Genomic DNA, 24,478 nt, shown 5'->3' with positions numbered 1-24,478 from the left:
GAGAAAGCTTCTTCTAGCAAAAATAATAGTAAAAGTATGGTCTATTCCATTTGTTTCGCCAGGAAAACAGATGCCGTCTCTGCTGCCTTCTGCTCTACCTTGCTCAGTTTATCTTCTTTCGAAAAAATCATTACACAGCCGATGGGGTCGCCATTGGCAATAATCGGATGAATCGAATAAGAGTGCAGCTCCTGTTCATTTCCATCTACAATTTCCATCTGGGACTTATCCCCTTCATAAACAGGCGATCGTCCTTCAATAATATCAGTAATCTTACCGCTCAGCGATTTATTCAAATACTCTTTTTTAGATTCTCCCGCTACAGCAATAATTTCGTCCCGGTCAGTAATAATAACCGGTGCTTGCAAGGATTGAAACAATGCCTCCGCATATTCTTTCGCAAAATGACCCAGTTCACTGATTGGGGAATATTTCTTTAAAATAACCTCTCCTTCCCGGTCAACGAAAATTTCGAGGGGATCTCCTTCACGAATACGCAAGGTTCTCCGGATTTCTTTTGGCACCACTACTCTTCCTAAATCATCGATACGTCGTACGATTCCTGTTGCTTTCATCTAAGTATCCTCCCTTTCTGAATGACGATTCTGACCTGGATGGAAGGACTTCCTTCCATGATTCATCACCGGTTGTTGTTATAGTATTAAACAACAAGAGATAACTATACATTCCAATTGAAATTTTTGTTATTTTATTTGGAATGTATAGGAAAATCCTCTGCTCCGGCCATGTTCTTCACATAAAAAAAGCTGCTCTCTTTTCGTAAGAAAGCAGCTTTTCACTGGTTTATCGTATCTTTAACGATTCACTTCGCTTAATTTTTTAATGAATTCAATAACGGTATCGTGCCGTTTATAAGCCTTGTCTTTGCTCCATTTGATACCTGCTTTTAAATTTTGATTTTCAGTGCCCAGACTGACTTGACGATCAAATTGATTCGCCGCTTCAAATAATTTAGAGCCGTCAATTTCCTGACTTCTTTCTTCATCGAGAAGCATCGTGATTTTTTGCGGCGCTTCTGTAATGGATTGTACACGCTGTTTCTTCGCATGCATTCTCATAATGCTTACCGTGAATAAATTCTCGACTTCTGCAGGATAATCTCCGAAGCGGTCAATTAATTCGTCTCTTAAATCCTGGACTGCTTCCGGGCTATCCACGTTTTGGAATTGCTTATACATTTCAATTTTCTGTTTCTCATCATTCAAGTATTCATCCGGAATATATGCATCGATTTTTAATGAAATCTCCGGTTCAAACGGCTTAATATCTTCTACTTCTTTTCCTTCTTTGCGGGCATCGATTGCATCCTTCAGCATTTGAGAGTACATATCAAACCCGACTGAATCAATAAATCCGTGCTGCTGTGCGCCGAGTAAATTTCCAGCACCGCGAATAGACAAATCGCGCATCGCAATCTTAAATCCAGATCCGAGCTCTGTAAATTCTTTAATGGCCTGCAATCGTTTTTCAGCTACCTCTGTTAATACCTTATCACGCTGATACGTGAAATAAGCATAAGCTACACGATTAGAACGTCCGACACGGCCTCTTAATTGGTAAAGCTGGCTCAGCCCCATACGATCGGCATGATTGACAATCAAGGTATTCACATTCGGGATGTCCACCCCTGTTTCAATAATGGTCGTACTGACTAAAATATCAAATTCCCCTTCTATGAAACCGAAAATAACATTCTCCAGTTCGGACTCATTCATTTGTCCATGCGCAATGGCTACCTTGGCATTTGGTACAAGCATGCCAATATCGCGGGCTGTTTTCTCAATATTTTCTACTCTGTTATGCAGGAAGAAAACCTGCCCCCCTCTGGACATTTCCCGATCAACAGCTTCCCGGATAAAGGATGGATTATATTCCATCACATAGGTTTGAATCGGAAATCTGTTTTCAGGCGGGGTTTCAATAACAGATAGATCCCTTACTCCCAGCATGGACATATGCAGTGTTCTTGGAATAGGTGTTGCTGTCAGCGTTAAAACATCGACATTGGTCTTCAGCTGTTTGATTTTTTCTTTGTGCTTCACACCAAACCGCTGTTCCTCATCGACAACAAGCAAGCCTAAATCCTTGTATTTTACATCCTTTGATAACAGACGATGTGTCCCTACCACAATATCCATATTTCCATCTTCCAGCCCTTTTACCGTTTCATTGGATTGCTTACGTGTGCGGAAACGGCTTAATAAACCAATGTTTACCGGGTAATCCTGGAATCTTTCGCGAATCGTCTCATAATGCTGCTGTGCCAGAATCGTTGTCGGCACCAGAATAGCAACCTGCTTTCCATCTGCCACTGCTTTGAAAGCGGCACGGATAGCAACCTCTGTTTTCCCGTAACCAACGTCCCCACAGAGCAAGCGGTCCATTGGTTTTACTTTTTCCATATCCTCTTTGATTTCTGTGATACACCGCAGTTGATCCTCTGTCTCCTGGTAGGCAAAAGACGCTTCGAATTCACGCTGTAATTCAGAATCTGGTGAGAAAGCGTAGCCTTGCCGGGATTCACGCTCCGAATATAACTTGATTAAATCATCAGCAATGTCTTCCACAGATCGCTGAACTTTGCGTTTTACCTTTGTCCATTCCGTACCGCCTAATTTATATAGCTTCGGTTCCTTTCCTTCAGAACCGACAAATTTCTGAACTAAATCAATTTGATCAATTGGCACGAACAGCTTATCGTCTCCAGAGTAACGGATCAGCATATAATCCTTATGCAGTTTGTTAACTTCTAACGTTTCAATCCCGAGATATTTCCCGACACCATGATTTGCATGAACTACATAATCACCGACCTTGAGCTCTTGATAATTCTTAATGCGCTCTGCATTCGTAATCTTCGGTTGTTTTCTAGAGCGTTTCGTGCGCTGCTTGAACAATTCATTTTCGGTGATAATCGCCAGCTTATGCATCGGGAATTCAATTCCCGAATGCAGCTGCCCCACGATAACGGTCGGCTTTTGTATCGGCAGTTTTAATTCTTTTTCCACCTGTGTTTCAATATCATAATCTTCTAAAATAGAATGTACTTTTTCTGCGCGCTGTTCATTTGGTGTCAGAATAACAACCGAGTAATCTCCCTTTTCCCAGCGCTTCAATTCATTTTTAAATAAAGGCATCTGCCCATGAAATTCCTGCATCGTTCGTGTCGATAGATTAATAATATTTTGCGGGTTCGTATTTGGAATATGCCGCATAAACACGGACATATATACACGAGAATGGGAAATACCGTCTATCAGTGTATTCCAGCCAAAAGAAAATTGACTGCCCTGGACCATTTTATTTCCTTCCAGCAGCCCCGTATACCATTCCAGCTCTTCATGATCTAAATTGGTCGCTGTTTCCTGAATACGGCTCATTTCATCAAAAAAGACAACCCCATTCCTCGGCAAATAGTCTAACAAACTAGCTGGTTCATCATATAAATAGCCAATGTATTTATACATCCCCTGGAAACGGTTTAATTGTTTAAATTGTTCAATATCTTGTTCAATAACCTCCATAAGCTCTTCTTGATCAGAAGGTTTTTTGACTTTTTTCAATGTATCTGAAAGGGCATCCTCTAGCCGTTCTGCTACTTTCACCATTTCTTGTTTATCTATCAATAATTCTGTAGCAGGATGGATTGTTACCTCTTCTACTTTGTCTAAAGAACGCTGTGACTCCGCATCAAAATAGCGGATAGAATCTACCTCTTCATCAAATAGTTCAATCCGGATTGGATGCTCCTCCGTAATCGGATAAATATCAATAATTCCTCCCCGCTGGCTGAACTCACCAGGGGCGGTAACCATTGAGGCTCCTTCATAGCCCATTTCCACCAAGGAACGCAGATAGGCCTCTACCTCAATGTCTTTTCCTGTTTGAAATAGAAGCTGATATTTATTCCAATATACTTTTGGCGGCAGCATCCTTTTTAATGCTGCAACAGGAGCGATTAGTATCCCTTTATCTTTCTGTGTCCAAGCAGTTAATGCTTCAATCCGCTGAGCGCGCAATTCAGGGCTTGCTACAGCCATTTCGGAGGCTATTAACTCGTTGACAGGATAAAGATATACCCCCTCCTCATTTGTCAGCTCTGCTAAATCATCATACAGCTGCTGTGCCTGGGCAAGCTGGTGGGTAACAATTAATAAAGGACGATTCATGGATTGATGTATGGTGGATAAGAGCAGGCTTCTGGCAGAGCCGCTTAAGCCGGCAACCATCTGCTCCTTCATGCCTGCCAGCAATCCATCCATAATCGACTGAATATCTTCCTGTGATTTTAAATAATTATGAATTGCTTTCATTCGTATTTCCCCTCTAAATTGTTAAAGTATTTTAAAAAACGCGCTTTGTGCGTGAAAATAGTCGATAAAATATATTTTATTTTTAAGAAAATGGTATATACGGTCATAGGTCTATCCGGAAAATAATCATCAGACCGGAACCCATTCAGGCTATTGTAAAAAATGGTCCAATTCATGATAATCAGGATGCATATCAAGAGCCTGCTGACAGTATTCACAAATGACTTCTAAACGGAAATAGCCATCTTTTTCAGAGACTATCATTTCTGCTAAATCCTGTTCCTTCAGAAGTTCAAGGAATCGTAAGGTTATATCCATTTCTGTATGCTGCAGCACACCCAGCTCTTTTCCGCAATGTCGACAACCATAGTAGATAACCATCTCATTCACCTCGATTAAAATACAAAAATTTAGAGCGCAGCCTATTCCTTGCTCAGAGAGGATATCTGCACTTTTCATTTAGTTTTAACCGAGAGGAATAAGAATATACCCTGCTTCCATTTTCCACTCAAAAAGGTGGATGAATGGAACTTCCCCTTCAAACCAAAGGTATGCTTTATTGATTAAAATCATTCATCACTTCTACAAAAGGTTTGCCTTCTATCCACGCTTCAATAGCATCAGCTGCATCTTGAACACTTTGTTCAACCGCTTCTTTTTCATCTTTGGGAAACTTCCCTAATACATAATCTACGACAGGGGTTGCATTTACCGGTCTTCCTACCCCTAAACGTATTCGTTTAAATTCTTTCGTTCCTAAATGTTCAATTGTGGAACGAACTCCATTATGACCGCCATGGCCGCCCTTTTGCCGTAACCTGATTTTCCCTGTCGGCAAATCCAGGTCATCATAAATAACGATCACGTCTTCTGTCTCTATGTCATAATAATCCATCAGCGGCCGAATAGACTCGCCTGACAAATTCATATAGGTTTGCGGCTGTAATAATACAATCTTTTCTCCATTGAAATGCTCGATAGCATAATCCCCGTGAAATTTCGAGTTATTCAGCTTCCATCCATGACGATCTAACAGCGCATCAATCGTGCGGAAGCCAATATTATGACGTGTCTTCTTATATTTCCTTCCAGGGTTTCCCAGCCCAACAATTAACTTCATCACCATACCCTCACTTTTCCCTGTCCACAATTTCTGTTAAACGCAATAACCCTTCTTTACGCATACCAGTATGGTATGCGTAAAGAAGGGAGGTATTACTTCTATATTGTTAACTTAAAAATTACTTTTCCTCTGAGTCAGATTTTTCTTTAATGACTTCCGGTTCTGCATTTTCATCTGCTTCTGTGTCTGTTTCTAAATCTTCTTCTGTAGTTGGAGGAACAACGGAAGCGATTGTCGTATCTGGATCATCTAAAAACTCATAGTTTCCAGTTACTTTCAAATCAGAAATAGATAAGCTTTCGTTCACATCCAGGTCAGAGACATCTACCACGATTTCCTCAGGAATATCTTTTGGTTTTGCACGGACTTGAATTTCATAAAACGGCTGCTGTAGTACGCCGCCTTCTTTTTCACCTTTTGATTCACCATCAAGGCGAACAGAAACATCAACGTCCATTTCTTCAGACATATTTACGATATAGAAATCGGCGTGAAGCAAATCATCTTTTATCGGATCTATTTGATAATCATGCAGCATCACATCTACCGTGTCGCCGCCTTCGACTTGAAGTGAAATGATTGCATTTCGTCCTTCATCCCGAACGGTTTTTACTAAATCAACGCTATCTACAGAAACTGTCTTAGCGTCTTTGTCCTTTCCGTAGACGACCGCTGGAATTCTACCGCTTTTTCTAATTTCGCTTGTTACTGATTTTGCAAGATCTTCTCTTTTTTTTGCGTTTAATTTTACTGCCATTCGTATCACCCTCCAAGTTGATTAAAAAAATAATATGAAACATTGTTTCTGCATATGTTGCATTATTTCTTTTTCTCAATAAAATAAACGGTCAATATAATACATACCCTAAAATGGAACAAGTTAAACCTTTAATCAAAAAGAATACTTACAGATTGCATTTCATGAACACGGATAATCGCTTCACCCAGCAGAGAAGCAACCGATAATTCGGTAATTTTATCAATACATTTTTCTTCCGGCAAAGGAATCGTATCTGTGACAACGAGCTCTTTGATTTTTGAATTGTCAATGCGCTCGATAGCTGGTCCAGAAAGTACCGGGTGGGTACAACAAGCATATACTTCTTTTGCGCCACTTTCAATTAATGCGTTCGCGGCTAAGGTAATTGTACCAGCTGTATCAATTAAATCATCAATTAAAATAGCTGTCTTCCCTTCAATATTACCAATAATATTCATCACTTCAGCAACATTAGGCTTCGGACGCCGTTTATCAATAATACCAATTGGGGCTTTTAAGCGGTCTGCCATTTTTCTGGCACGTACTACACCGCCATGGTCAGGAGAAACAACAATCACATCTTCTAAATTCTTCTGTTCGAAATAAGTAGCTAAAATAGGGACACCTTGTAAGTGGTCAATTGGAATATCAAAGAAGCCTTGAATTTGCGGTGCATGCAGATCAAGTGTAATCATTCGATTTGCTCCTGCTTTTTCAATTATATCTGCCATTAATTTTGCCGTAATCGGTTCGCGGGCTCTGGCTTTACGGTCCTGCCGAGCATAACCATAGTAAGGCATCACAATATTGATTGATTTGGCAGAAGCGCGCTTCAATGCGTCGATCATAATCAGCAGCTCCATAATATTCTGGTTTACCGGTGCTGAAGTAGACTGGATAACATATACGTCAGAACCACGCACACTCTCATCTATATTAATTTGAATTTCACCGTCACTAAATTGTGTTACGGTACATTTTCCTAATTTCGTTCCGATTTGAGCTGCAATACTTTCTGCTAATGCTGGATTCGAATTTAACGAAAATACTTTCAACGAAGCGTCCTTATAGTTGGATGACATTCCTCTAACCTCCATGACTTTGTTTGTAGTCTATTTTTTAAACTTCTTTGCATATCCTTCTTTATTTGATTGCTTCGATCTTGCAATGGATAATGCCTCATCCGGCACATCATTTGTAATTGTCGATCCGGCTGCCACATATGCACCTTTACCAATTGTAACCGGCGCAATTAAATTGGAGTTGCATCCAATAAACGAATCATCTTCTATTGTTGTCAGGAATTTATTTTTTCCATCATAATTTACTGTTATTGTACCACAACCGACATTTACACGCTCTCCCACATTAGCGTCCCCTACATAACTAAGATGAGAAACCTTGCTGCTGTTGCCCAGAGTCGTTTTCTTCAGCTCTACAAAATTGCCAATTTTTGTGTCGTTTCCTACATTTGAGGCTGGACGGATATGTGCGTAGGGACCAATATTCACTCGATTCCCAATGCGGCTATCAGCAGCAACACTGAATCGGATCGTTGTAGCTTCCCCAACTTCACAATCTTTTATTTCTGTATGCGGACCAATCTCTGAACCAGCCGCAATGGAGGTGTCTCCTTTTAAAACCGTTCCTGGATGAAGATACACATCTGCAGCAATTTTCACATCCGGACCGATATATGTATTATCAGGATCCACGATGGTCACGCCATTACGCATATGCGTCTCGTTAATACGCCGTTTCATAATTTTTTCCGCTTCACTTAATGCAACACGATCATTAATCCCTATCGTTTCATTAAATTCAGCTGCCACATAAGCGCTGATACGCTCTCCCTGGTCGCCTAAAATTTTAATGACATCAGGTAAATAATACTCCCCTTGTGCATTGTCATTAGAAACCGATTTTAAAGCTTCAAATAACGCTTTATTGTCAAAACAATAGGTTCCTGTATTAATCTCATTTATCGTTAATTCCTCTTCAGAAGCATCTTTATGTTCGACAATTTTCTCAACTTCCCCTGCATCATTTCGAACCACCCGGCCATATCCGGCAGGGTTATCTGCAAGTGCCGTCAATATACTTGCTTTAGAACCCGTCTGCTCATGATGTTCAAACAATTTTTGGAATGTTTCTGCACGAATCAAAGGGGTATCCCCGCAAGCTACAATGGTTACACCTTCTTTATTCTGTAACAGTTGTTCCGCCTGCATCACAGCATGTCCTGTGCCGAGTTGTTCTTCCTGCACGACAAAGTCACTGGACGCTCCAAGCTGCTCTCTTACTTGCTCTGCTCCAAATCCGACAATGGTAACTAATTTATCTAACCCAGTTTGTTGTAATTGATCCGCAACATGCTGTACCATTGGTTTGCCAACTACAGGATGAAGCACTTTATATAACTTTGATTTCATCCTTGTTCCTTGCCCAGCTGCTAAAATAACAGCAAATCGATTCGTCATTAGGAAACCTCCATCATCTCTAAATATCCATTTAAAAATATATCGTAAAAAAACCTTTATTTCAATAAAATAAAAGGTTTTATTTCTATATCTTATGTTATCATATTTTTATTTTTTTCGTGACCTCGCTTAACTAAAATACGAAAAAAACTTTCATTGCTGCGTTTATCGCAGTGTAACTGGTTGAGACAACGATTACCAATGTTGTCAGGTTCCCACTTTTAAAAAATCGTCCCATAAAATACCAGCTTTTCTTTTAAAAAAGGACAAAAAAAAGAAGGCAAATCTTCATTCAGATTTCTACCTTCTCGCCCAATCGCCCTCCAGCGTATGTTCAGGAAACACCGGCTTCTTCTTTATAGCCTAGCCCCTCTTCATTCTCACGTTCACGTTGATACTCCCCTAAAACAGCTTCTTGAATTTTTGAGCGTGTTCCAGAATTAATCGGATGAGCAATATCCCTAAACTCTCCGTCTGGCGTCCGCTTTGACGGCATTGCAACAAATAATCCACTATTCCCGTCGATGACACGGATATCATGGACAACAAACTCGTTGTCTAATGTGATTGAGGCAATGGCCTGCATTCTTCCATCTGTTTTTACGCGGCGCAATCTTACGTCAGTTACTTCCATGATGTTTCACCACCTTTTTCCTAATTCAAAAATCACCCTTTATACTTATACTACTTCAACATAAATTACAAAAATCCTTCTTATAAATACCAATAAAATAAAATATTTTAAATTTATTCTCCCGTGTACCTAAGAAATCATTTGTTTTCGACTTTTTTAGTCATTATTATCCACCTTTTTCTTCCAGACACGATGATTGTCTAAATGCAATGAACACAGGTATAAAAAAAGACCTTAATCTCTAAATTAGATTAAGATCTGAATTGTATGCCGTTTATTCCATTTGATAATTCCCCGGCAGTACAGACACATGATGATTCTGTATGTCGACAGGAGATATTTTTAAGAGGGACGTATAATCGGTAATCACTCTTTCATCTTCCTCATCATCTGCTTCTGCCAGTACTCCAACAGCCTGTACCGTTGCAGAGAATTCCTCCAAGAGGCTCTTTATTCCTGTAATCGTTCCTCCTGCTTTCATAAAATCATCGATGATACATACGTTTGAGCCATCAGGCAGACTGCGTTTTGGCAGCACCATCGTTTGAATTTTTCGGGACGATCCAGAAACATAGTTGATACTTACAGAGGACCCTTCTGTTACTTTCGGGTCTCTGCGCGCAATAACAACCGGCACATTTAAAAAGGATGCTGTAGCATACGCCAAAGGAATCCCCTTTGTTGCAACAGTGACAATCGCATCAATCTCTAAATGGGCAAAGCAGGAAGCGAAGGCACGGCCAATTTCCCGGACCATGGAAGGATCGCCAAGGATATCGCTCATGTACAGATACCCTCCTGGGAGAATGCGGGCAGGATCTTCTAACTTCTTCTGAAGCGTGGAGATAAACTCGCTGCTTGATTCTGCCGAGCTGGTAGCAATATATTTCACACCGCCGCCAGCCCCGGTCGTTCTCTCCAGATACCCCAATCCTTTTATTTGAAATACTTCATGTATAATATCTAAATCCTCACTTATCGATGACTTCGTTGTATCACAAAGCTCGACAAAGTAAGGCAATTGAATATGTTTCCTCGGGTTTTCTAAAAAGTACTCTGTTAACACAACCAATCGATTACTTCTTTTCAAACTCACACCTCAAATCCGAATGTTCTTTATATAATATAGCATTTTCATATGCATTTTAGCAATGCCTATCCTAACATTCGGATTAATTGTACGTCCTTGCAAAAGCCCCGCATACTGTTATAAATCCGCAGTGCCTTCCGGTGATGCTTCATTAAGCCAAACACGGTCGGCCCGCTCCCGCTCATCATCACACCTTCTGCTCCTGCCAGCTGCATCGCTTCCTTCAGCCGTGCAACTTCCGGATGCATGGAAAAAGTAATAGGCTCCAATGCGTTTCCCAGATGATTGCACAGCCTTGAAAAGTCTCTTTCCTCCAAGGCTGCCAGTACCTCTTTTGTATTTGGGTGCTGTAACTCCGGAATTTTAATTTGATCAAATACGGTATAGGAGGATACACCAATATCCGGTCTGGCAAGAACAACCCAGCAGGTAGGCGGGGCAGGCAAGAGTTCAATGCACTCGCCGTAACCTTTTGCTATCGCTGTTTTACTGTGAACGCAAAAAGCAATATCCGCTCCTAATTGCGATCCTAAATCAGCTAATTCAGCTAACGGGATATTCAGTCCCCATAATCGGTTTAATCCCCGTAAAACCGCTGCAGCATCAGCACTTCCACCAGCCAATCCAGCGGAAACAGGAATCGATTTATCAATTTGGATGTGAACACCTTTTTTGATATTGTACGTTTTCTTAAATAAAATTGCTGCTTGATATGCTAAATTCCGTTCATCGCTGGGAACATAACGGCTTTCCAAAGATAATTGAATTTTATCTGCAGGTAATTCCCGTAATTCTAAACGATCTGCTAAGTCTATCGTTGTCATGACCATTTCAACATCATGATAGCCATCCTCCCGCTTATTTAGTACATCTAATGATAAATTTATCTTAGCAGGCGCCTTCTCCATGACAAGCATCTTCAATCACATCCTCAAAGCGTTGGAAATTCGTTCACCTATTTGAAACCATAGCTACGTCCATAAAAATATGTTTTATTGTATCATAATCAAAACACGTAGGCTAATTTAGTTTAAGAAAGGGTTTCAAGGGCAGCCGAAAAAAGTTCCCGGTCAAGCTTTCCAGTCTCCTGAAGCCGGGAACAGAACTGCGTTAAAACAAAAAAGCAAGCCCGGTCAGGACTCGCTCTTTTTCATACTTTCTTCTGCCATTTCTATCGCCCGTTTCACCATATTACCGGCATCACGAGCTTTTATTCCTCCCCAGCCTTCCTGCTGTACCGTATCGTAAAATCCTAATTCTTTCGCTATTTCTTCTTTCATTTGTGCGGACATAATCCCTCGTCTACCCATATAAAAGCTCCCCTTTACGAATGAAGTTTTATTTTATCGACAGGCAATTATAGCTTATGTACTTTTCCTCCATTCAATCGCAAAAGAATTAACCAAGAGAACCATTTTCTGTTCTTTTTACCCAATATAAAAAACAGCAGACAATATGCTTGTCTACTGTTTAAAAAATACCGCTGAACTTCCTTCCACAAAATTCAGCTCCACCGTTTCTGTCAATATGTCTGTATAGCTGTATGAAACCCGTTCGAATGCATTCTCGTCCTGGTCAAGCTCAACAATGAAAACAGAGGGATATGTCTCCGCTAGAACACCGCATCTTTCAACGGTTTTCCGTCTTCCGCCATTCGCTCTGAGCCTTAACCGTTTACCTACCTGACCATCTAGACCTTGCTTGATTTCGATCAACGTTTTGCCCACTACACTCCACCTCACATACATTTATTTTAGCATATACGCCGATGAAATGTCAAGCAAAACAAACAATTATATCAGCATATGTTTTAGATTGTCAACTATTTATTTTGTCTATTTCTGATATTATTTGTCATGATGCTATTTTTATACATAAATTGTCACAAAAAAATGCATAAGAGGCTGATTTTATAAAAATTACAAAAAAATAACTAATCAGAATGGTCTAATTACAGGTTCCAATTCCTTGGAAAGAAGGAGGAACAAAAGCACACCTCTTATTCCCATTACTGCCTTTTCTAAGCAGTTTTTGAGATTATAATTCATCTTCGTCCTCATTCGCTAAGTAAGGCATGCCTGTTCGTAATAATCCCCTTGTCTGTATTCCTCCTAATCCTTTTTCTCCCGTTAACGTATTACGGAGCGCTTCCCACACCGATACACTTTCCATAAATGACGTGTACGCTACCTTTGCGACAATATAGACTGGATCCAGGGCATGAATATTGACTCTGGACGGTGAGCTGGCAAAATTGGATCCCGCACGAATCAATGACTCAAAATGCGATTGGCATGCTCCTGCAAAAATGACGAGCTGATCCAGATTCGGATAAACGTTCCTCGCTTCCCGCACAGCCTCTACAAAATATTTAGAATGGCGGTAGGCACTTAAATCATGCTTCATCCCCTTATTATGTGAATAAGCATCGTGGCCCGTAATAACCATAATATCCGGCTGGATTTTCTCAAGCAGATCTTTTATTTGAAAAGGCATTTCTGTTTCCGTTAAGTGAACACCATGCACTTGCAGGCCAATACGCTGATATAATTGGATACACTTTCTTAAATAGGACGGATCTCCATCAATATGAAGGACTTTTGCCGGCAATTGAAAATAATTTGCAGCATCCGTATAACCTTCTGTTGCTTCATAATTTCTTTTTTCTTTCATCATTTGATAGTCCTGACGAAATAATCGATAGGAGGATTCTTGTTTTTCTCTGTCCACTGCTTTTCTTTTTTTATGCTCCCTTTGGTTCACTAGTATTAAATCGGATAAAGCTGCATCTGCCTTTAATCTCAGTTCTTCTCCGTGAAGAATAGCAACTCCCTTTTTTATTTCTGCCACACGGAATAATAAATCATGATCATATGATTTCCTTGTAACTAACGCACCCTTCTGTATATCCATCGCTGCACCTCTCACCTTTTACTCTTTCTCATTGTATGAATAAAAGCACAGCTCTGTTCCAATCATAAGAAAAAACAAGAACACCACTTGGTTTTAAAAACTTCGATGTTCTTGCCAAGGAGATGTCCGCTACGGGAAGTCGCTTTCCGCGGGCAACGTTCAGCCGCACGGTAAGAAAACCGCTTCCTGCTCAAGTCTACCTGTTGCTTTTCCCGCAGGAGTCGACAACATCCGCTCCCATCTAAGTGGAATTATGTTTTATTTGCTTTTTTACAAGGAAATAACGCAAATTCTAGCGACGGTTTTGATGGGACGAGTAATCGCAGTCCCAGGGGGAAGACCCCGCAGGAAAAAAGTGTTCTTCTTTTTTTCTACCCGCGGGGCATAAGTGCGACTATGCTTCTGTCTGCGCCTGACGGCTTGCCAATCAGCAAGTCTTCTTTTCACCCTCGGGGTATAAGTGCGACTTTAGCTCTGTCTGCGCCTGTCGGCTTGCCAATCGCTAAGTCTTCTTTAAAGGAGATGAGCTCGGGGCCCACGGAAAGCGGAGTGTATTTCTGGGGCCTAAGATTACTCACCCCATGAAACCCGTTGGAGCGGCTATATTCAGCATTTTTTATGCTTTCTTATTCTTTAAAAAAACTGATCAAAAGATTATATCTTCTGATCAGTTTTTTGGAAGCTCTTTATGGATTACATTTGCCAAGGATGAAAATTCCTCCATGGTTAAGGTTTCACCGCGTCTTCCTCCATCTATTGCTGCGTTTTCTAGGAAGGTTTCTATTTGCTGTTTTGCAAATTTATCCTGCAAAAATCGGTTTAAGTTATTACGGAGGGTTTTTCTTCTTTGAGCAAAGCTTGCTTGAATCAATTCAAAGAAGAAATCTACATTATCTACTTGAACAGGCGGTTCTTTGCGCATCACAAGCTTTAACACACTGGAATCCACATTAGGCTGCGGCATAAATACCTGCTTCGGCACATTTAAAACGACACTGGCTTCTGTATAGTATTGTACGGCAATGCTAAGCGAGCCATAGCTTTTGGTATTTGGGACAGCAGCCATTCTATCCGCTACTTCTTTTTGGATCATCACAGTCAGGCTCGTAACCGGAAGCTGATCACGAACAAGCTTCATCAGAATTGGTGTCGTAATATAGTAAGGAAGATTAGCAACGACATGAATATCCTGACCTTCCTCGAATTGCGTTCGAATCACTTCTTCTACGTTTGCCTTTAAAATATCATGATGAATAATTTCTACATTATCGTAATCGGCTAACGTCTCTTCTAAAATCGGGAGCAGGCGCTGGTCAATCTCAAATGCAACGACCTTGTCTGCATGAATAGCTAACTGCTCCGTTAAAGCACCCATTCCGGGGCCAATTTCAATGGCTCCTGTTTCCTTTGTTATCCCCGCTTGGTGGATGATATTTTCCAATACATTCACATCAATCAAGAAATTTTGTCCTAAGCTTTTTTTAAATGCAAAACCATATTTGTTCAGCAGTTCTTTTGTTCTCGTCGGTGTTGCAATATATTTTTTAGACATCCTGCTCCTCCTGCTCTATTACTTCCATTGCTTCTTCCAATTGTTCTTTGGAAATTTGGAATTGGGTAAGGCGTTTTAACAGCTGCTTTCCATTGGTATGTCCAATATGCAAAAGCTCTCCCAGACGTTTTCTCCGTCCAGACGCCTTCTTCCCTCCAATTAATCCATAATCAATCAAGTCTGCTTTGTTAATATCGCTATCCGAAAAATCCGCTAATTCATAAACCTCCGCAAGTGCTTTTTGAATATCCTCCACAGAGGCATGTTCAATACCTAAGCTTTTATTCATGGAATGTTTTGCCTTTGCCTGATCTCTTCGTAAAAAAGCGTGCTTGCAGCCGGGGATTGCCTGATTAATTAAGTGCCTGATCCGCTCGCCCGGATAATCCGGGTCCGTAAACACAATTACTCCGCGTTTTTCTTTTGCATGACGAATTTTATCGAGCGTTGCTTTATTTACTGCAGAACCATTTGTTTCAATCGTATCAGCATCTACAGCAAGTCTGATTCGTGTTGTATCGTCCCGTCCTTCTACTACAATCATTTCTTTTATCTTCAATCGATTTCCTCCACTTTATTCCATAATACGACAGACCTAATCAATTTTAAAAAATCGTTTCGCATTCTCTGTTGTGATATTTCCAATTTCAGCTGCGTCCATCTCACGTAATGCCGCAATATCTTCGGCTACACGTGCCACATATGCCGGCTCATTTCTTTTTCCACGGTACGGATGCGGTGCTAGAAATGGGGCATCTGTTTCAATCAGCAGACGGTCTAAAGGCACCTGCTTCGCTACTTCCTTCGGCAACGGGGCATTTTTGAAGGTTACCGGTCCGCCTAAGGAAATATAAAAATTCATATCCAGACATGTCTGGACATATTGGACAGAATCATTGTAACAATGCATAATCCCGCCAACCTCTTCGGCGTTCTCTTCCTGCAGGATAGCAATAATATCCTCCGTCGCTTCCCGGTTGTGAATAATAATCGGCATTTTTACTTTTTTAGCAAGTGCGATTTGCTGACGAAAGACCTTCTTCTGTACATCTTTCGGTGATTTATCCCAATGATAATCCAAGCCCATCTCGCCAATTGCGACCACTTTAGGATGTGCTGTTAATTCTTCGATCCATTCCAATTCTTTCTCTGTCATATCGATTGCATCAACAGGATGCCAGCCTACTGCTGCATAAATATTCTCATGTGCTTCCGCAATTTCAATAGCGAGCGGGATGGTTTCATGATCAAAACCAACCACGACCATATACTCCACACCTGCATCCTTTGCACGCTGAATGGTCTCTTCTCTATCTTCAGCAAACTGCCTTGCGTTTAAATGAACATGTGTGTCAAATAACATTCTAATCATCCTTTTTTGTTCTTATATCGAAAAGGAAGGAGCTGACATGAACACGATGACAGCTCCCTTCCATCTATTATTAGTTAAGAAATCGGCGCTCCGTTTGGTGCGCTTTCCGGTGCTGGAACGATTTCTAATTTCCCGTCCTTCTCAGCAGAAAGGATCATTCCCTGACTGATTTCTCCCCGCATTTTACGCGGTTTAAGGTTCGCTACAATAACAACCTTTTTCCCAATTAATTTTTCCGGTTCCGGGTAATATTCTGCAATCCCCGATAAAATTTGTCTGTCTGCTTCATCACCGGCATCCAGGCGGAATTTCAATAGTTTATCTGCACCTTCAACCTTACTGCAGTCTTTCACTTCCGCGACTTTCAGTTCTACTTTATCAAATACATCATATTTGATTTGTTTTTCTTTGGTAGAAACAAGCTCCGTTTCATTCGGATCCCAGGCTGCTTCTTCATCCGCTGGAGCTGTTCCTCCCATTTGAGAACGGATATATTCTACTTCTTCATCCACATCTAAACGAGGGAAGATTGGCTTCCCTTTTTTCACAACAGTAGTGCCTTCCGGGAAGTTTCCAAATGGAACATTCTCCCAGGCTAATCCGCTGGCTTCATCTAAACCAAGCTGCTCGATGATTTTCTTCGGCGCATGCGTCAGACAAGGCTGAAGAAGCGTTGCAACAACACGCAATGTTTCGGCCAGATGTGCCATAACACTGGCCAGTTCAGGACGCTTTTCCTCATCCTTCGCAAGAATCCATGGCTGTGTTTCATCAATATATTTATTCGCACGGGAAATCAGCGTCCATACTTTTTTCAATGCATTACTGAATTCCATCTGCTCCATGGACTCTTGATAATCCTGAATAACAGACGCTGCCAGCCCCTGCAGATCAGCATCTTCTTTATTAATCACACCGTTTATTGTAGGGACTTTTCCGTCAAAATATTTATTAATCATCGCTACAGTACGGTTCAATAAGTTCCCTAAATCATTTGCTAAATCATAATTTACTCTGGAAACAAAATCTTCCGGTGCAAAGACACCGTCACTGCCAAAAGCAACTTCTCTCATTAAGTAGTATCGTAAAGCATCGAGACCATAACGCTCTACAAGCATTTCCGGATAAACCACATTTCCTTTTGATTTCGACATTTTTCCGTCTTTCATCAACAACCAGCCGTGGCCGAATACTTTCTTCGGAAGCGGCAAGTCTAAAGCCATCAGCATAATCGGCCAATAAATGGTATGGAAACGAACAATTTCTTTCCCTACCATATGTACGTCTGCCGGCCAATATTTTTGGAAGTTTTCATCATCATTTGTACCATAGCCTAATGCTGTGATATAGTTTGCCAATGCATCGATCCATACATAAATCACATGCTTTGGATTACTCGGGACCTTGACTCCCCAACTGAAGGTAGTACGGGATACAGCTAAATCCTCTAAACCTGGTTTAATGAAGTTATTAATCATTTCATTTTTACGCGACTCCGGCTGAATAAAATCTGGATGCTCCTCGTAATATTTCAATAAGCGATCTGCATATTTACTCATCCGGAAGAAATAGGACTCCTCTTTAATCAGCTCAACAGGGTGGCCGCTGTCCGGTGACTTTCCGCTGATAACATCACCATCCTCGTCCCTTTCAACATCTTCCAGCTGCGTTTCCGTATAAAACGTTTCATCCGGCACAGAATACCAGCCCTCATATTCATCCAGGTAGATATCTCCTTGTTTTAAGAAACGCTCAAAAATATCAGCTACAACCTTCTGATGCTGTTCATCGGTTGTGCGAATAAATTTATCATTGCTGATTTCAAGCTTCTTCCATAAATCCTGCATTCCAGCAGCCATGCCATCTACATATTCTTGCGGAGAGATATTTTGTTCAGCAGCCTTCTGCTCAATTTTTTGTCCATGCTCATCACTGCCTGTTAAATAAAACACATCAAACCCTAATAAGCGCTTATATCGCGCCATCGTATCACAAGCTATCGTTGTGTATGCACTGCCAATATGTAATTTTCCGCTCGGATAATATATTGGCGTTGTAATGTAAAAAGTATTTTTGCTTCCCATCCGTTTTATTCCTCCTAGATTTGTTCCTATTTAAAAAATCTTGTCCTGAGATGTACAAGTGTCAGAGAGATTTCCCATTTACCTATAAAAAGATACATGCTATGAAACAAGCATTGCCATCTCATCCGAAAAAGATTCAAAATCAACTTTTAGAATTTCAGCTTTCGCTCTATTTTTTATGGTATCACATGACGCATATAAAATATCAACATCTATTGTAGCTATTATAACGTAATTTGCCAAATTGTGTACCTATTCACTCATTCTTTATCCAACTTCTTAGAAATTAATTTTACAAAAAAAGAGATACTTTCTTCCTCTGAAATAAATAAAAACGGATAAAAACCTGAATATTTATGAAAAAGGAATAAAACTTTTCCTTTTACAGTAAAATTGTATTGACAATACCAAATATTGTTGCTATTCTAATGTTATCAGTACCGACTAGTAACGACATTTTTTGCAATTTATCTCATTATTTGAAATTGTAATACTTATTTATTCAGAAAATTTTATTAAATCTCACATTGGAGGAATGAAGAATGAAATCTACTGGTATCGTACGTAAGGTTGACGAGCTTGGTCGCGTAGTTATTCCTATTGAATTACGCCGTACCCTTGATATTAAAGAGAAAGATACAATGGAAATTTACGTAGACAATGATCGTATTGTCTTGAAAAAATACCGTCCAAATATGACCTGTCAAATCACTGGAGAGCTGACAGATGATAATCAGACCCTGGCTGACGGCAACCTCATCCTTAGCCCAGAGGGTGCAAAAATTTTACTGGAAGAAATTCAAAACCGTTTTAAATAAATTTAAAAGGCAAAAAAAGGACGACCTCCTCTATGTACGTAGGTCGTCCTTTTTTTGCCTTTATTACCTAGCGAACTGGAACAAAGCTAATCAATATGGTAGCTCTGATAAACTTCCCTTTTCGGCACTTTCCGTTCGATGGCTGCCTGCTTAATGGCCTCTTTACTGGATAGATGCTCTTTATTCATCAACGCTTCTACATGTTCTTTCACAGATAACGCTTCCCACCAGCTTGATTCCTGCTCAAATGAAGCTGCTTCTGCTTCTGTCGGTCCTTCTACCACAATAACAAACTCGCCTCGCATGTCATTTTTCTTACTCCATGAAAAAAGTTCTTGTATGGTACCTCTAACAAATTCTTCAAATTTCTTAGAGATTTCTCTTCCTATGGCCGCTTTCCTGTTACTTAGGATACTTTCCATTTCCTGCAGGGTATCTTTGATGCGATAGGGAGATTCATAAAAAATTAAAGTCGTATTAAAATTTTTTAATTTTTCCAGTGTTTCTTTTTTATCTTTTTTCTTTCTGGGAAGAAAACCATAAAATGTAAAAGGCTGTGCAGTTAGACCAGACCCGACCAGTGCTACGAGTGCCGCATTAGCCCCTGGTAACACGATGACATCCAGCCCTTCGCGGATAGCTGCTTGAACCAGCTCTGAACCAGGATCAGAAATTGCAGGCATCCCCGCATCGCTCACAACAGCAACCGATTCTCCCTGACGAATCGTATCTAAAAGCTGTTTTTCTCTTTCCTGATGATTATGCTCATGATAGCTGATGAGAGGGGTGTGAATCTCAAAATAATGAAGCAGCTTTTTCGTATTCCTCGTGTCCTCCGCAGCAATCAGCTTGCATTCCTTTAATACCCGAATCGCCCGAAAAGTCATATCCTCCAAATTTCCAATAGGTGTCGGGACAACGTATAATGCAGCATGTTCTTCCGGCTGATAACTATTTTGGATATTCATTCATGGCACATTCCTTTCTCATAAGCTTGAATCATTTCCAGCTTTTCCTGGCGAGTTAATTTTTTTATTCGATATTCCTCGCGCAAGGCATCTGACTTATTTTCAAATGCGCATGTATAGATGATTTCAAAAGGCCCTCTTCCTCTTGTATATTTTGCCCCTTTTCCCTCTTCATGCATACGAATCCGATGCTCTAAATCATTTGTATATCCCGTATACAGCGTTCCGTCCTGACAATGTAACATATAAACCAAATGCTCTCCGTCAGCCATAGATAACTTCCTCTGCCTGCTTCGTATAGGAACCGTCCTGTTCATAAATATAGAATGGCGGCAGGATTTTCACATCTGCTTTCCCGTCGCGAATCCCTTCTATCAAGAGCATATTTGCTTCCTTTCCTTGTTTCGGATAAACAAATTGCACACGTTTCGGCTCGATACGGTACTTTCTAAATTGCTCTATAATATCTACCAGGCGTCCGGGACGATGTACCATGGCAACTTTTCCCCCGGGCCGGACATATCTTTTACAAGCTTTGACGACATCCTCTAATGTACAATACACTTCATGCCTGGCAATCGTAAGGTACGCATTGTGATTATGTTCTGTTGCAGAGGGTGTTTTAAAATAGGGAGGATTACAGGTAACCATATCAAAAGCACTTTGATCCAGGGTCGCCTGCATTTCCTTTAAATCTCCATGAATCATTTGTAATCGAGGTTGCAAATCATTTAAAGCAACATTTCTTTCCGCCATCTGAAAAATACGTTTTTGAATCTCTACCCCAATAATTTCCGCATTTGTCTTTTTAGACAGCAATAACGGGATGACCCCATTTCCTGTACACAAATCAAGAATCTTTCCTCGTTTTTTAGGAATCGAACTAAAATGAGCTAACAACACCGCATCCAATGAAAAAGCAAAGGCTGTCGGACTTTGGATAATTTTCATCGTTTCGTCTGCTAATAAATAATCTAATCGTTCATCATCATATAGCTCCACCATTGGTTCACCACATCCTTATGTTCTCATTGGACAGCTTATCAGAAAAATAGCTGCCTTCATAGGAAGACAGCCGTCCAATACGATACTTACCGTACTTTATTTCGTTTTATCACAGCATGAGTGTCCGTAATTTCCCCTTTAAGTTATAGAAGATATATTTAAATATTCATGGGGAAAAAACGGTCACTTCATCTCCTGATTAACTCAAGCTAATAATCATGGGGAGAGGAGCACCACTCTCCATGATTAAAGTTTCGTTTTATCAAAGAAGTCCAAGCAAAAAATACAATCTTCGTTTCGTCTCGGACTGCCAAACTCTAAACTGCAAATATGGAAACCTTCTTCATAAAGACGTGCTAAATTATCATAGCCTTCCCCCGGAAATATTCCTTTTTGCTGTTTAGAATCACTTTTTTCCTGCTGTTTTTCCACAGATTCTTCTGTAAAACTGTCTAGGTGATTACGCAAATGATGATTTTCATGGGCCAACCGGTGATTTTCTTCAAGCAAATCACTAAGTTTACCTTTTAAATCACCTAACTGCTCATATAATTCACCAATTTGCTTCTCCATATCGGAAACTTGATCGAATATCTCTCTGTTTCCCAAGATTGATCACCTACCTCTATTCTGTGACTTGTGCTACAATTCCTTCTTCGATTAATTCATCTAATGTATACTCCACAACACGTTCTTTATCTAAAAGCTCAATTTGAACCATTTTTTCTAATATATTTAACCCGACAACCTTTCCTTTTCCATGCGGTGTCGGCATCGTTTCGCCAATATCCGGCAGCTCTCTTTTTGCTGTTTCATATTCATCATTCTCATATTTCAAACAGCACATTAGTCTTCCGCATAAACCGGATATTTTTGCCGGGTTTAGAGAAAGATTTTGATCCTTTGCCATTTTAATAGACACCGGCTCAAAGTCTCCTAAGAAAGTGGAACAGCAGAGCATACGGCCGCATGGACCGATTCCGCCCAGCATTTTCGCTTCATCTCTGACTCCAATTTGTCTTAATTCAATACGTGTCTTGAACATCGACGCGAGATCTTTTACAAGATTTCTGAAGTCCACTCTTCCGTCAGCTGTAAAATAGAATATGATTTTATTGCGGTCAAATGTATATTCTACATCTACCAGATTCATATCCAGCTTATGCTGCGTAATTTTATCTGTACATATGTCAAAGGCTTTTTTCGCCTGATCCTGATTCTCTATAACCGTTCGCTTATCCTTCTCGTTTGCGATTCGGATTACTTTCTTTAACGGTAAAACTACATCTTCTTCATCGACTTGCTTTTCCGTAATGACTACTTTTCCAAATTCTATCCCTCTCACCGTCTCCACGATGACATAGCTATCTGGAGTGACCGGGTAAGAATCTGGATCGAAATAGTAGATTTTACCGGCTTTCTTAAAACGTACGCCAATAACTTCTAACATTTTTTCACCTCTGTATTTGAAGCGCTAGTTGTTCAATCACCAATGTTGGCTGAACATTTGCCTTTAATTTTCTTTTCGCCATTAAAATCTGATTTAAAATAGTCAATAATTGAGTTTGAGAAAACGTGATGACTATTTTTTCTAACTTAGATGAATCATTGGATAGCAGTATCGTATTGGCGTCTGTATATATATGCTGATGTAAAATATCTTTAAATCCTAGTATTAATAAGTCCAGACCTCGTTCTTGACCTTCTCTATCTTTAAAATGAGGTATCCAATTTTGATGAATGTATGTGTAGATATCCTCAGGCTGTGCAGTATACATTTCTACCCATTGTATCACTATTTTTCGCGCGTCTGCAAACCAATCATCTTGGGCAAGTTCGAGTGCTTCTGTCAGACTGTTTGTCAATGCACTTAAAAGTTTAGCATCGGTCTCATTCACACCCTCTTGCTGTAATCTTTCCTGCAAAATCCCCGGCGGAAGCGGCTGCAAATCAATAATCTGACAGCGTGATCGAATAGTTGACAGCATGGAGTGACCATTCTCTGTAAGCATCATAGCCGTTGTTTCCACACTTGGCTCTTCTAAAAATTTCAACAGGCGATTGGCGGCATTTACAGTTAATGTATCTGCATCCTTGATGATATACACCTTCTGATTGGATTCCATTCCCGAATACGTAAATTCCTTCTGCAGATTACGCACCTGTTCTATTTTAATAGAGGCGCCATCCGGCTCAATCCAATGCATATCCGGATGGTTTCCAGAATCAATCCGCTGGCAATTGATACAGTGATTACATGGATTCTCTCCTTGGCGATTCATACAAAATAAATACTTTGCCAACAGGAGCGCCATTTCCTTTTTGCCAGTCCCTCGATCTCCTTGAAATAAATAAGCATGGGAAATACGATTCTTCTTGATACTATTCATTATCGTCCGGGTTGCTACAGGCTGTATTTGTTCTATCTCTTCCCATGTCTTCATTATTATTTCCACCTTTAAACAGGAGCTGACTCTATTTATTTTTATGAAAGGCTAAAGTCCTCTCGATATAAAAGCTTTGCTCAAGTATAAATATTAACTAATAACCCCTTGATTTCCCCAATTAATCCGAGAATATCAATGGTTTTCTTTTCTTCATCCATTAAATCTTCTGCTAACTGGGCAATCTTTTCATCAATTATCTTCACTGTAGACAATTGCCTGCTTCCTTGCATGCTGAAGCTTTGCTTTTTTTCTAAAAGATACCCTTCCGAGGTCGCTTTTTCAAGAAAGCCCTTTACCATTCGTTTAAACTTGACCAGCTCACGAAAGGAACGATATCGGCTCAGTTTATCTCCCTGCTCCGTAATCTGCTTCACCATTTGAGTAAATTCCTGGGTCTTCAGCTGTTCCGATTGGGATTGAACAAGGTTTTGGAAAGAGGCATTATTTGTCTGCGCCGGACGCTTCAAATTGCCATCTCTCGGTGTTACGATATCACTGGAAATTTTCATTGTTCTCCCCCTCCCGTTTGATTACATAGCATGTTTTGAAGCAGAATTCCTGTTTAGAATTGGTAAAAGGACTCGATAGGCAAGATGAATACTGTAGCACCGCCAACTTCTACCTTCACTGGTTTTGGAATATACGAATCGGCATTTCCTCCCATTGGAGAAATGGGCGCCACCATCTGTTCCCGATGCGAGCAATTATCACGGATGATTTCGAGCGCATCATTCACATATTCATCCTCACAACCAATCATTAACGTGGTATTACCTTCCTTTAAAAATCCGCCTGTTGTAGCTAATTTAGTTGTCTGAAATTTATTTTCACCTAATGCGTTTACTAAACGATTGGAATCTTTATCTTGAATGACCGTTATAATTAATTTCATGATTGA

Annotated in this window: 26 protein-coding genes; 1 reads left to right on the top strand and 25 read right to left on the bottom strand. The window is 40.3% G+C overall.

The features are described from left to right. Window positions 1–41: 41 nt before the first annotated feature. The 17 genes from spoVT to metG all read right to left on the bottom strand — a co-directional run bounded on the left by spoVT (window position 42) and on the right by metG (window position 18,342). On the bottom strand, window positions 42–575 hold the full coding sequence (spoVT, locus tag MKY65_RS00330; protein WP_042528568.1) for a stage V sporulation protein T: 534 nt from the start codon (window positions 573–575) through the stop codon (window positions 42–44). Window positions 576–815: 240 nt separating this feature from the next. Next, window positions 816–4,334: a transcription-repair coupling factor gene (gene mfd / locus MKY65_RS00325; protein ID WP_193065209.1), complete on the bottom strand. Its 3,519-nt coding sequence runs from the start codon at window positions 4,332–4,334 to the stop codon at window positions 816–818. 150 nt (window positions 4,335–4,484) lie between these two features. After that, window positions 4,485–4,715 (bottom strand): anti-sigma-F factor Fin, encoded by a 231-nt coding sequence (locus MKY65_RS00320; RefSeq protein ID WP_339181321.1) that lies wholly within the window; start codon window positions 4,713–4,715, stop codon window positions 4,485–4,487. A 175-nt stretch (window positions 4,716–4,890) separates the two neighbouring features. Further along, complete coding sequence (gene pth, locus MKY65_RS00315) at window positions 4,891–5,454, bottom strand: aminoacyl-tRNA hydrolase (protein ID WP_042528570.1); 564 nt, start codon at window positions 5,452–5,454, stop codon at window positions 4,891–4,893. Between the two features lie 121 nt (window positions 5,455–5,575). Then, window positions 5,576–6,214, bottom strand: a complete 639-nt coding sequence (locus MKY65_RS00310; RefSeq protein ID WP_339181318.1) for a 50S ribosomal protein L25/general stress protein Ctc — start codon at window positions 6,212–6,214, stop codon at window positions 5,576–5,578. A 131-nt stretch (window positions 6,215–6,345) separates the two neighbouring features. After that, window positions 6,346–7,299: a ribose-phosphate diphosphokinase gene (locus MKY65_RS00305; RefSeq protein WP_042528572.1), complete on the bottom strand. Its 954-nt coding sequence runs from the start codon at window positions 7,297–7,299 to the stop codon at window positions 6,346–6,348. Window positions 7,300–7,329: 30 nt separating this feature from the next. Next, complete coding sequence (gene glmU / locus MKY65_RS00300; protein WP_339181315.1) at window positions 7,330–8,697, bottom strand: bifunctional UDP-N-acetylglucosamine diphosphorylase/glucosamine-1-phosphate N-acetyltransferase GlmU; 1,368 nt, start codon at window positions 8,695–8,697, stop codon at window positions 7,330–7,332. Between the two features lie 334 nt (window positions 8,698–9,031). Further along, window positions 9,032–9,331, bottom strand: coding sequence for a septation regulator SpoVG (spoVG, locus tag MKY65_RS00295; RefSeq protein ID WP_042528574.1), 300 nt, complete (start codon window positions 9,329–9,331; stop codon window positions 9,032–9,034). Window positions 9,332–9,605: 274 nt separating this feature from the next. Beyond that, window positions 9,606–10,421, bottom strand: a complete 816-nt coding sequence (gene purR / locus MKY65_RS00290; protein ID WP_339181312.1) for a pur operon repressor — start codon at window positions 10,419–10,421, stop codon at window positions 9,606–9,608. Window positions 10,422–10,486: 65 nt separating this feature from the next. Beyond that, on the bottom strand, window positions 10,487–11,338 hold the full coding sequence (gene ispE / locus MKY65_RS00285) for a 4-(cytidine 5'-diphospho)-2-C-methyl-D-erythritol kinase (RefSeq protein WP_193065204.1): 852 nt from the start codon (window positions 11,336–11,338) through the stop codon (window positions 10,487–10,489). Between the two features lie 216 nt (window positions 11,339–11,554). Next, window positions 11,555–11,731: a small, acid-soluble spore protein, alpha/beta type gene (locus tag MKY65_RS00280; RefSeq protein WP_084612794.1), complete on the bottom strand. Its 177-nt coding sequence runs from the start codon at window positions 11,729–11,731 to the stop codon at window positions 11,555–11,557. 153 nt (window positions 11,732–11,884) lie between these two features. After that, on the bottom strand, window positions 11,885–12,148 hold the full coding sequence (locus MKY65_RS00275; protein ID WP_042528577.1) for a Veg family protein: 264 nt from the start codon (window positions 12,146–12,148) through the stop codon (window positions 11,885–11,887). A gap of 310 nt (window positions 12,149–12,458) precedes the next feature. Beyond that, window positions 12,459–13,334: a sporulation peptidase YabG gene (gene yabG, locus MKY65_RS00270; RefSeq protein ID WP_339181307.1), complete on the bottom strand. Its 876-nt coding sequence runs from the start codon at window positions 13,332–13,334 to the stop codon at window positions 12,459–12,461. Between the two features lie 667 nt (window positions 13,335–14,001). Further along, window positions 14,002–14,886, bottom strand: a complete 885-nt coding sequence (gene rsmA / locus MKY65_RS00265) for a 16S rRNA (adenine(1518)-N(6)/adenine(1519)-N(6))-dimethyltransferase RsmA (RefSeq protein WP_339181305.1) — start codon at window positions 14,884–14,886, stop codon at window positions 14,002–14,004. Next, window positions 14,879–15,445, bottom strand: coding sequence for a ribonuclease M5 (gene rnmV / locus MKY65_RS00260; RefSeq protein ID WP_042528580.1), 567 nt, complete (start codon window positions 15,443–15,445; stop codon window positions 14,879–14,881). Before rnmV ends, rsmA begins: the two co-directional genes overlap by 8 nt. A 36-nt stretch (window positions 15,446–15,481) precedes the next feature. Continuing rightward, complete coding sequence (locus MKY65_RS00255) at window positions 15,482–16,249, bottom strand: TatD family hydrolase (protein ID WP_339181303.1); 768 nt, start codon at window positions 16,247–16,249, stop codon at window positions 15,482–15,484. Between the two features lie 83 nt (window positions 16,250–16,332). Further along, on the bottom strand, window positions 16,333–18,342 hold the full coding sequence (metG, locus tag MKY65_RS00250) for a methionine--tRNA ligase (RefSeq protein ID WP_339181300.1): 2,010 nt from the start codon (window positions 18,340–18,342) through the stop codon (window positions 16,333–16,335). A 542-nt stretch (window positions 18,343–18,884) separates the two neighbouring features. On the opposite strand from metG, the gene MKY65_RS00245 reads away from it, so the two are divergent. Further along, a complete protein-coding gene (locus tag MKY65_RS00245) occupies window positions 18,885–19,160 on the top strand; it encodes an AbrB/MazE/SpoVT family DNA-binding domain-containing protein (protein ID WP_040977653.1) in 276 nt (91 codons plus the stop codon). A gap of 86 nt (window positions 19,161–19,246) precedes the next feature. Here MKY65_RS00245 and rsmI read toward each other — a convergent pair whose 3' ends face one another. From rsmI to MKY65_RS00205, 8 genes are all read right to left on the bottom strand, one after another. Further along, window positions 19,247–20,128, bottom strand: a complete 882-nt coding sequence (rsmI, locus tag MKY65_RS00240; protein ID WP_339181297.1) for a 16S rRNA (cytidine(1402)-2'-O)-methyltransferase — start codon at window positions 20,126–20,128, stop codon at window positions 19,247–19,249. Beyond that, window positions 20,125–20,400, bottom strand: coding sequence for a GIY-YIG nuclease family protein (locus MKY65_RS00235; RefSeq protein ID WP_339181294.1), 276 nt, complete (start codon window positions 20,398–20,400; stop codon window positions 20,125–20,127). Before MKY65_RS00235 ends, rsmI begins: the two co-directional genes overlap by 4 nt. Then, on the bottom strand, window positions 20,393–21,133 hold the full coding sequence (locus MKY65_RS00230; RefSeq protein WP_339181292.1) for a tRNA1(Val) (adenine(37)-N6)-methyltransferase: 741 nt from the start codon (window positions 21,131–21,133) through the stop codon (window positions 20,393–20,395). The genes MKY65_RS00235 and MKY65_RS00230 overlap by 8 nt, the downstream gene beginning before the upstream one ends. Window positions 21,134–21,379: 246 nt before the next feature. Beyond that, complete coding sequence (yabA, locus tag MKY65_RS00225) at window positions 21,380–21,742, bottom strand: DNA replication initiation control protein YabA (RefSeq protein ID WP_042528586.1); 363 nt, start codon at window positions 21,740–21,742, stop codon at window positions 21,380–21,382. A gap of 16 nt (window positions 21,743–21,758) precedes the next feature. Continuing rightward, on the bottom strand, window positions 21,759–22,583 hold the full coding sequence (locus MKY65_RS00220) for a stage 0 sporulation family protein (protein WP_042528587.1): 825 nt from the start codon (window positions 22,581–22,583) through the stop codon (window positions 21,759–21,761). 4 nt (window positions 22,584–22,587) lie between these two features. Further along, window positions 22,588–23,577: a DNA polymerase III subunit delta' gene (gene holB / locus MKY65_RS00215; protein WP_339181290.1), complete on the bottom strand. Its 990-nt coding sequence runs from the start codon at window positions 23,575–23,577 to the stop codon at window positions 22,588–22,590. Window positions 23,578–23,657: 80 nt separating this feature from the next. Continuing rightward, a complete protein-coding gene (locus tag MKY65_RS00210) occupies window positions 23,658–24,089 on the bottom strand; it encodes a YaaR family protein (RefSeq protein WP_193063797.1) in 432 nt (143 codons plus the stop codon). 53 nt (window positions 24,090–24,142) lie between these two features. Continuing rightward, window positions 24,143–24,472, bottom strand: a complete 330-nt coding sequence (locus MKY65_RS00205; protein WP_040977662.1) for a cyclic-di-AMP receptor — start codon at window positions 24,470–24,472, stop codon at window positions 24,143–24,145. Window positions 24,473–24,478 lie beyond the last annotated feature (6 nt).

Origin of the sequence: Oceanobacillus sp. FSL W7-1293 (assembly GCF_037969815.1) — a bacterium.
Classification (GTDB): Bacteria; Bacillota; Bacilli; order Bacillales; family Amphibacillaceae; genus Oceanobacillus; species Oceanobacillus oncorhynchi.
Note: the sequence above shows the minus strand (reverse complement) of the source record. Positions and strands in the feature narration are given on the sequence as shown.

Bases quoted from the DNA above. Each gene is read 5' to 3' on its own strand.
- MKY65_RS00235 (WP_339181294.1), bottom strand. From the start codon at position 20,400: ATGGCTGACGGAGAGCATTTGGTTTATATGTTACATTGTCAGGACGGA.
- MKY65_RS00305 (WP_042528572.1), bottom strand. From the start codon at position 7,299: ATGTCATCCAACTATAAGGACGCTTCGTTGAAAGTATTTTCGTTAAAT.
- spoVT (WP_042528568.1), bottom strand. From the start codon at position 575: ATGAAAGCAACAGGAATCGTACGACGTATCGATGATTTAGGAAGAGTA.
- MKY65_RS00230 (WP_339181292.1), bottom strand. From the start codon at position 21,133: ATGGTGGAGCTATATGATGATGAACGATTAGATTATTTATTAGCAGAC.
- rsmA (WP_339181305.1), bottom strand. From the start codon at position 14,886: ATGTCTAAAAAATATATTGCAACACCGACGAGAACAAAAGAACTGCTG.
- yabG (WP_339181307.1), bottom strand. From the start codon at position 13,334: ATGGATATACAGAAGGGTGCGTTAGTTACAAGGAAATCATATGATCAT.
- MKY65_RS00310 (WP_339181318.1), bottom strand. From the start codon at position 6,214: ATGGCAGTAAAATTAAACGCAAAAAAAAGAGAAGATCTTGCAAAATCA.
- pth (WP_042528570.1), bottom strand. From the start codon at position 5,454: ATGAAGTTAATTGTTGGGCTGGGAAACCCTGGAAGGAAATATAAGAAG.
- spoVG (WP_042528574.1), bottom strand. From the start codon at position 9,331: ATGGAAGTAACTGACGTAAGATTGCGCCGCGTAAAAACAGATGGAAGA.
- glmU (WP_339181315.1), bottom strand. From the start codon at position 8,697: ATGACGAATCGATTTGCTGTTATTTTAGCAGCTGGGCAAGGAACAAGG.
- MKY65_RS00205 (WP_040977662.1), bottom strand. From the start codon at position 24,472: ATGAAATTAATTATAACGGTCATTCAAGATAAAGATTCCAATCGTTTA.
- holB (WP_339181290.1), bottom strand. From the start codon at position 23,577: ATGAAGACATGGGAAGAGATAGAACAAATACAGCCTGTAGCAACCCGG.
- ispE (WP_193065204.1), bottom strand. From the start codon at position 11,338: ATGCTTGTCATGGAGAAGGCGCCTGCTAAGATAAATTTATCATTAGAT.
- MKY65_RS00210 (WP_193063797.1), bottom strand. From the start codon at position 24,089: ATGAAAATTTCCAGTGATATCGTAACACCGAGAGATGGCAATTTGAAG.
- MKY65_RS00245 (WP_040977653.1), top strand. From the start codon at position 18,885: ATGAAATCTACTGGTATCGTACGTAAGGTTGACGAGCTTGGTCGCGTA.
- MKY65_RS00320 (WP_339181321.1), bottom strand. From the start codon at position 4,715: ATGGTTATCTACTATGGTTGTCGACATTGCGGAAAAGAGCTGGGTGTG.
- rsmI (WP_339181297.1), bottom strand. From the start codon at position 20,128: ATGAATATCCAAAATAGTTATCAGCCGGAAGAACATGCTGCATTATAC.
- mfd (WP_193065209.1), bottom strand. From the start codon at position 4,334: ATGAAAGCAATTCATAATTATTTAAAATCACAGGAAGATATTCAGTCG.
- MKY65_RS00255 (WP_339181303.1), bottom strand. From the start codon at position 16,249: ATGTTATTTGACACACATGTTCATTTAAACGCAAGGCAGTTTGCTGAA.
- metG (WP_339181300.1), bottom strand. From the start codon at position 18,342: ATGGGAAGCAAAAATACTTTTTACATTACAACGCCAATATATTATCCG.
- MKY65_RS00280 (WP_084612794.1), bottom strand. From the start codon at position 11,731: ATGGGTAGACGAGGGATTATGTCCGCACAAATGAAAGAAGAAATAGCG.
- MKY65_RS00220 (WP_042528587.1), bottom strand. From the start codon at position 22,583: ATGTTAGAAGTTATTGGCGTACGTTTTAAGAAAGCCGGTAAAATCTAC.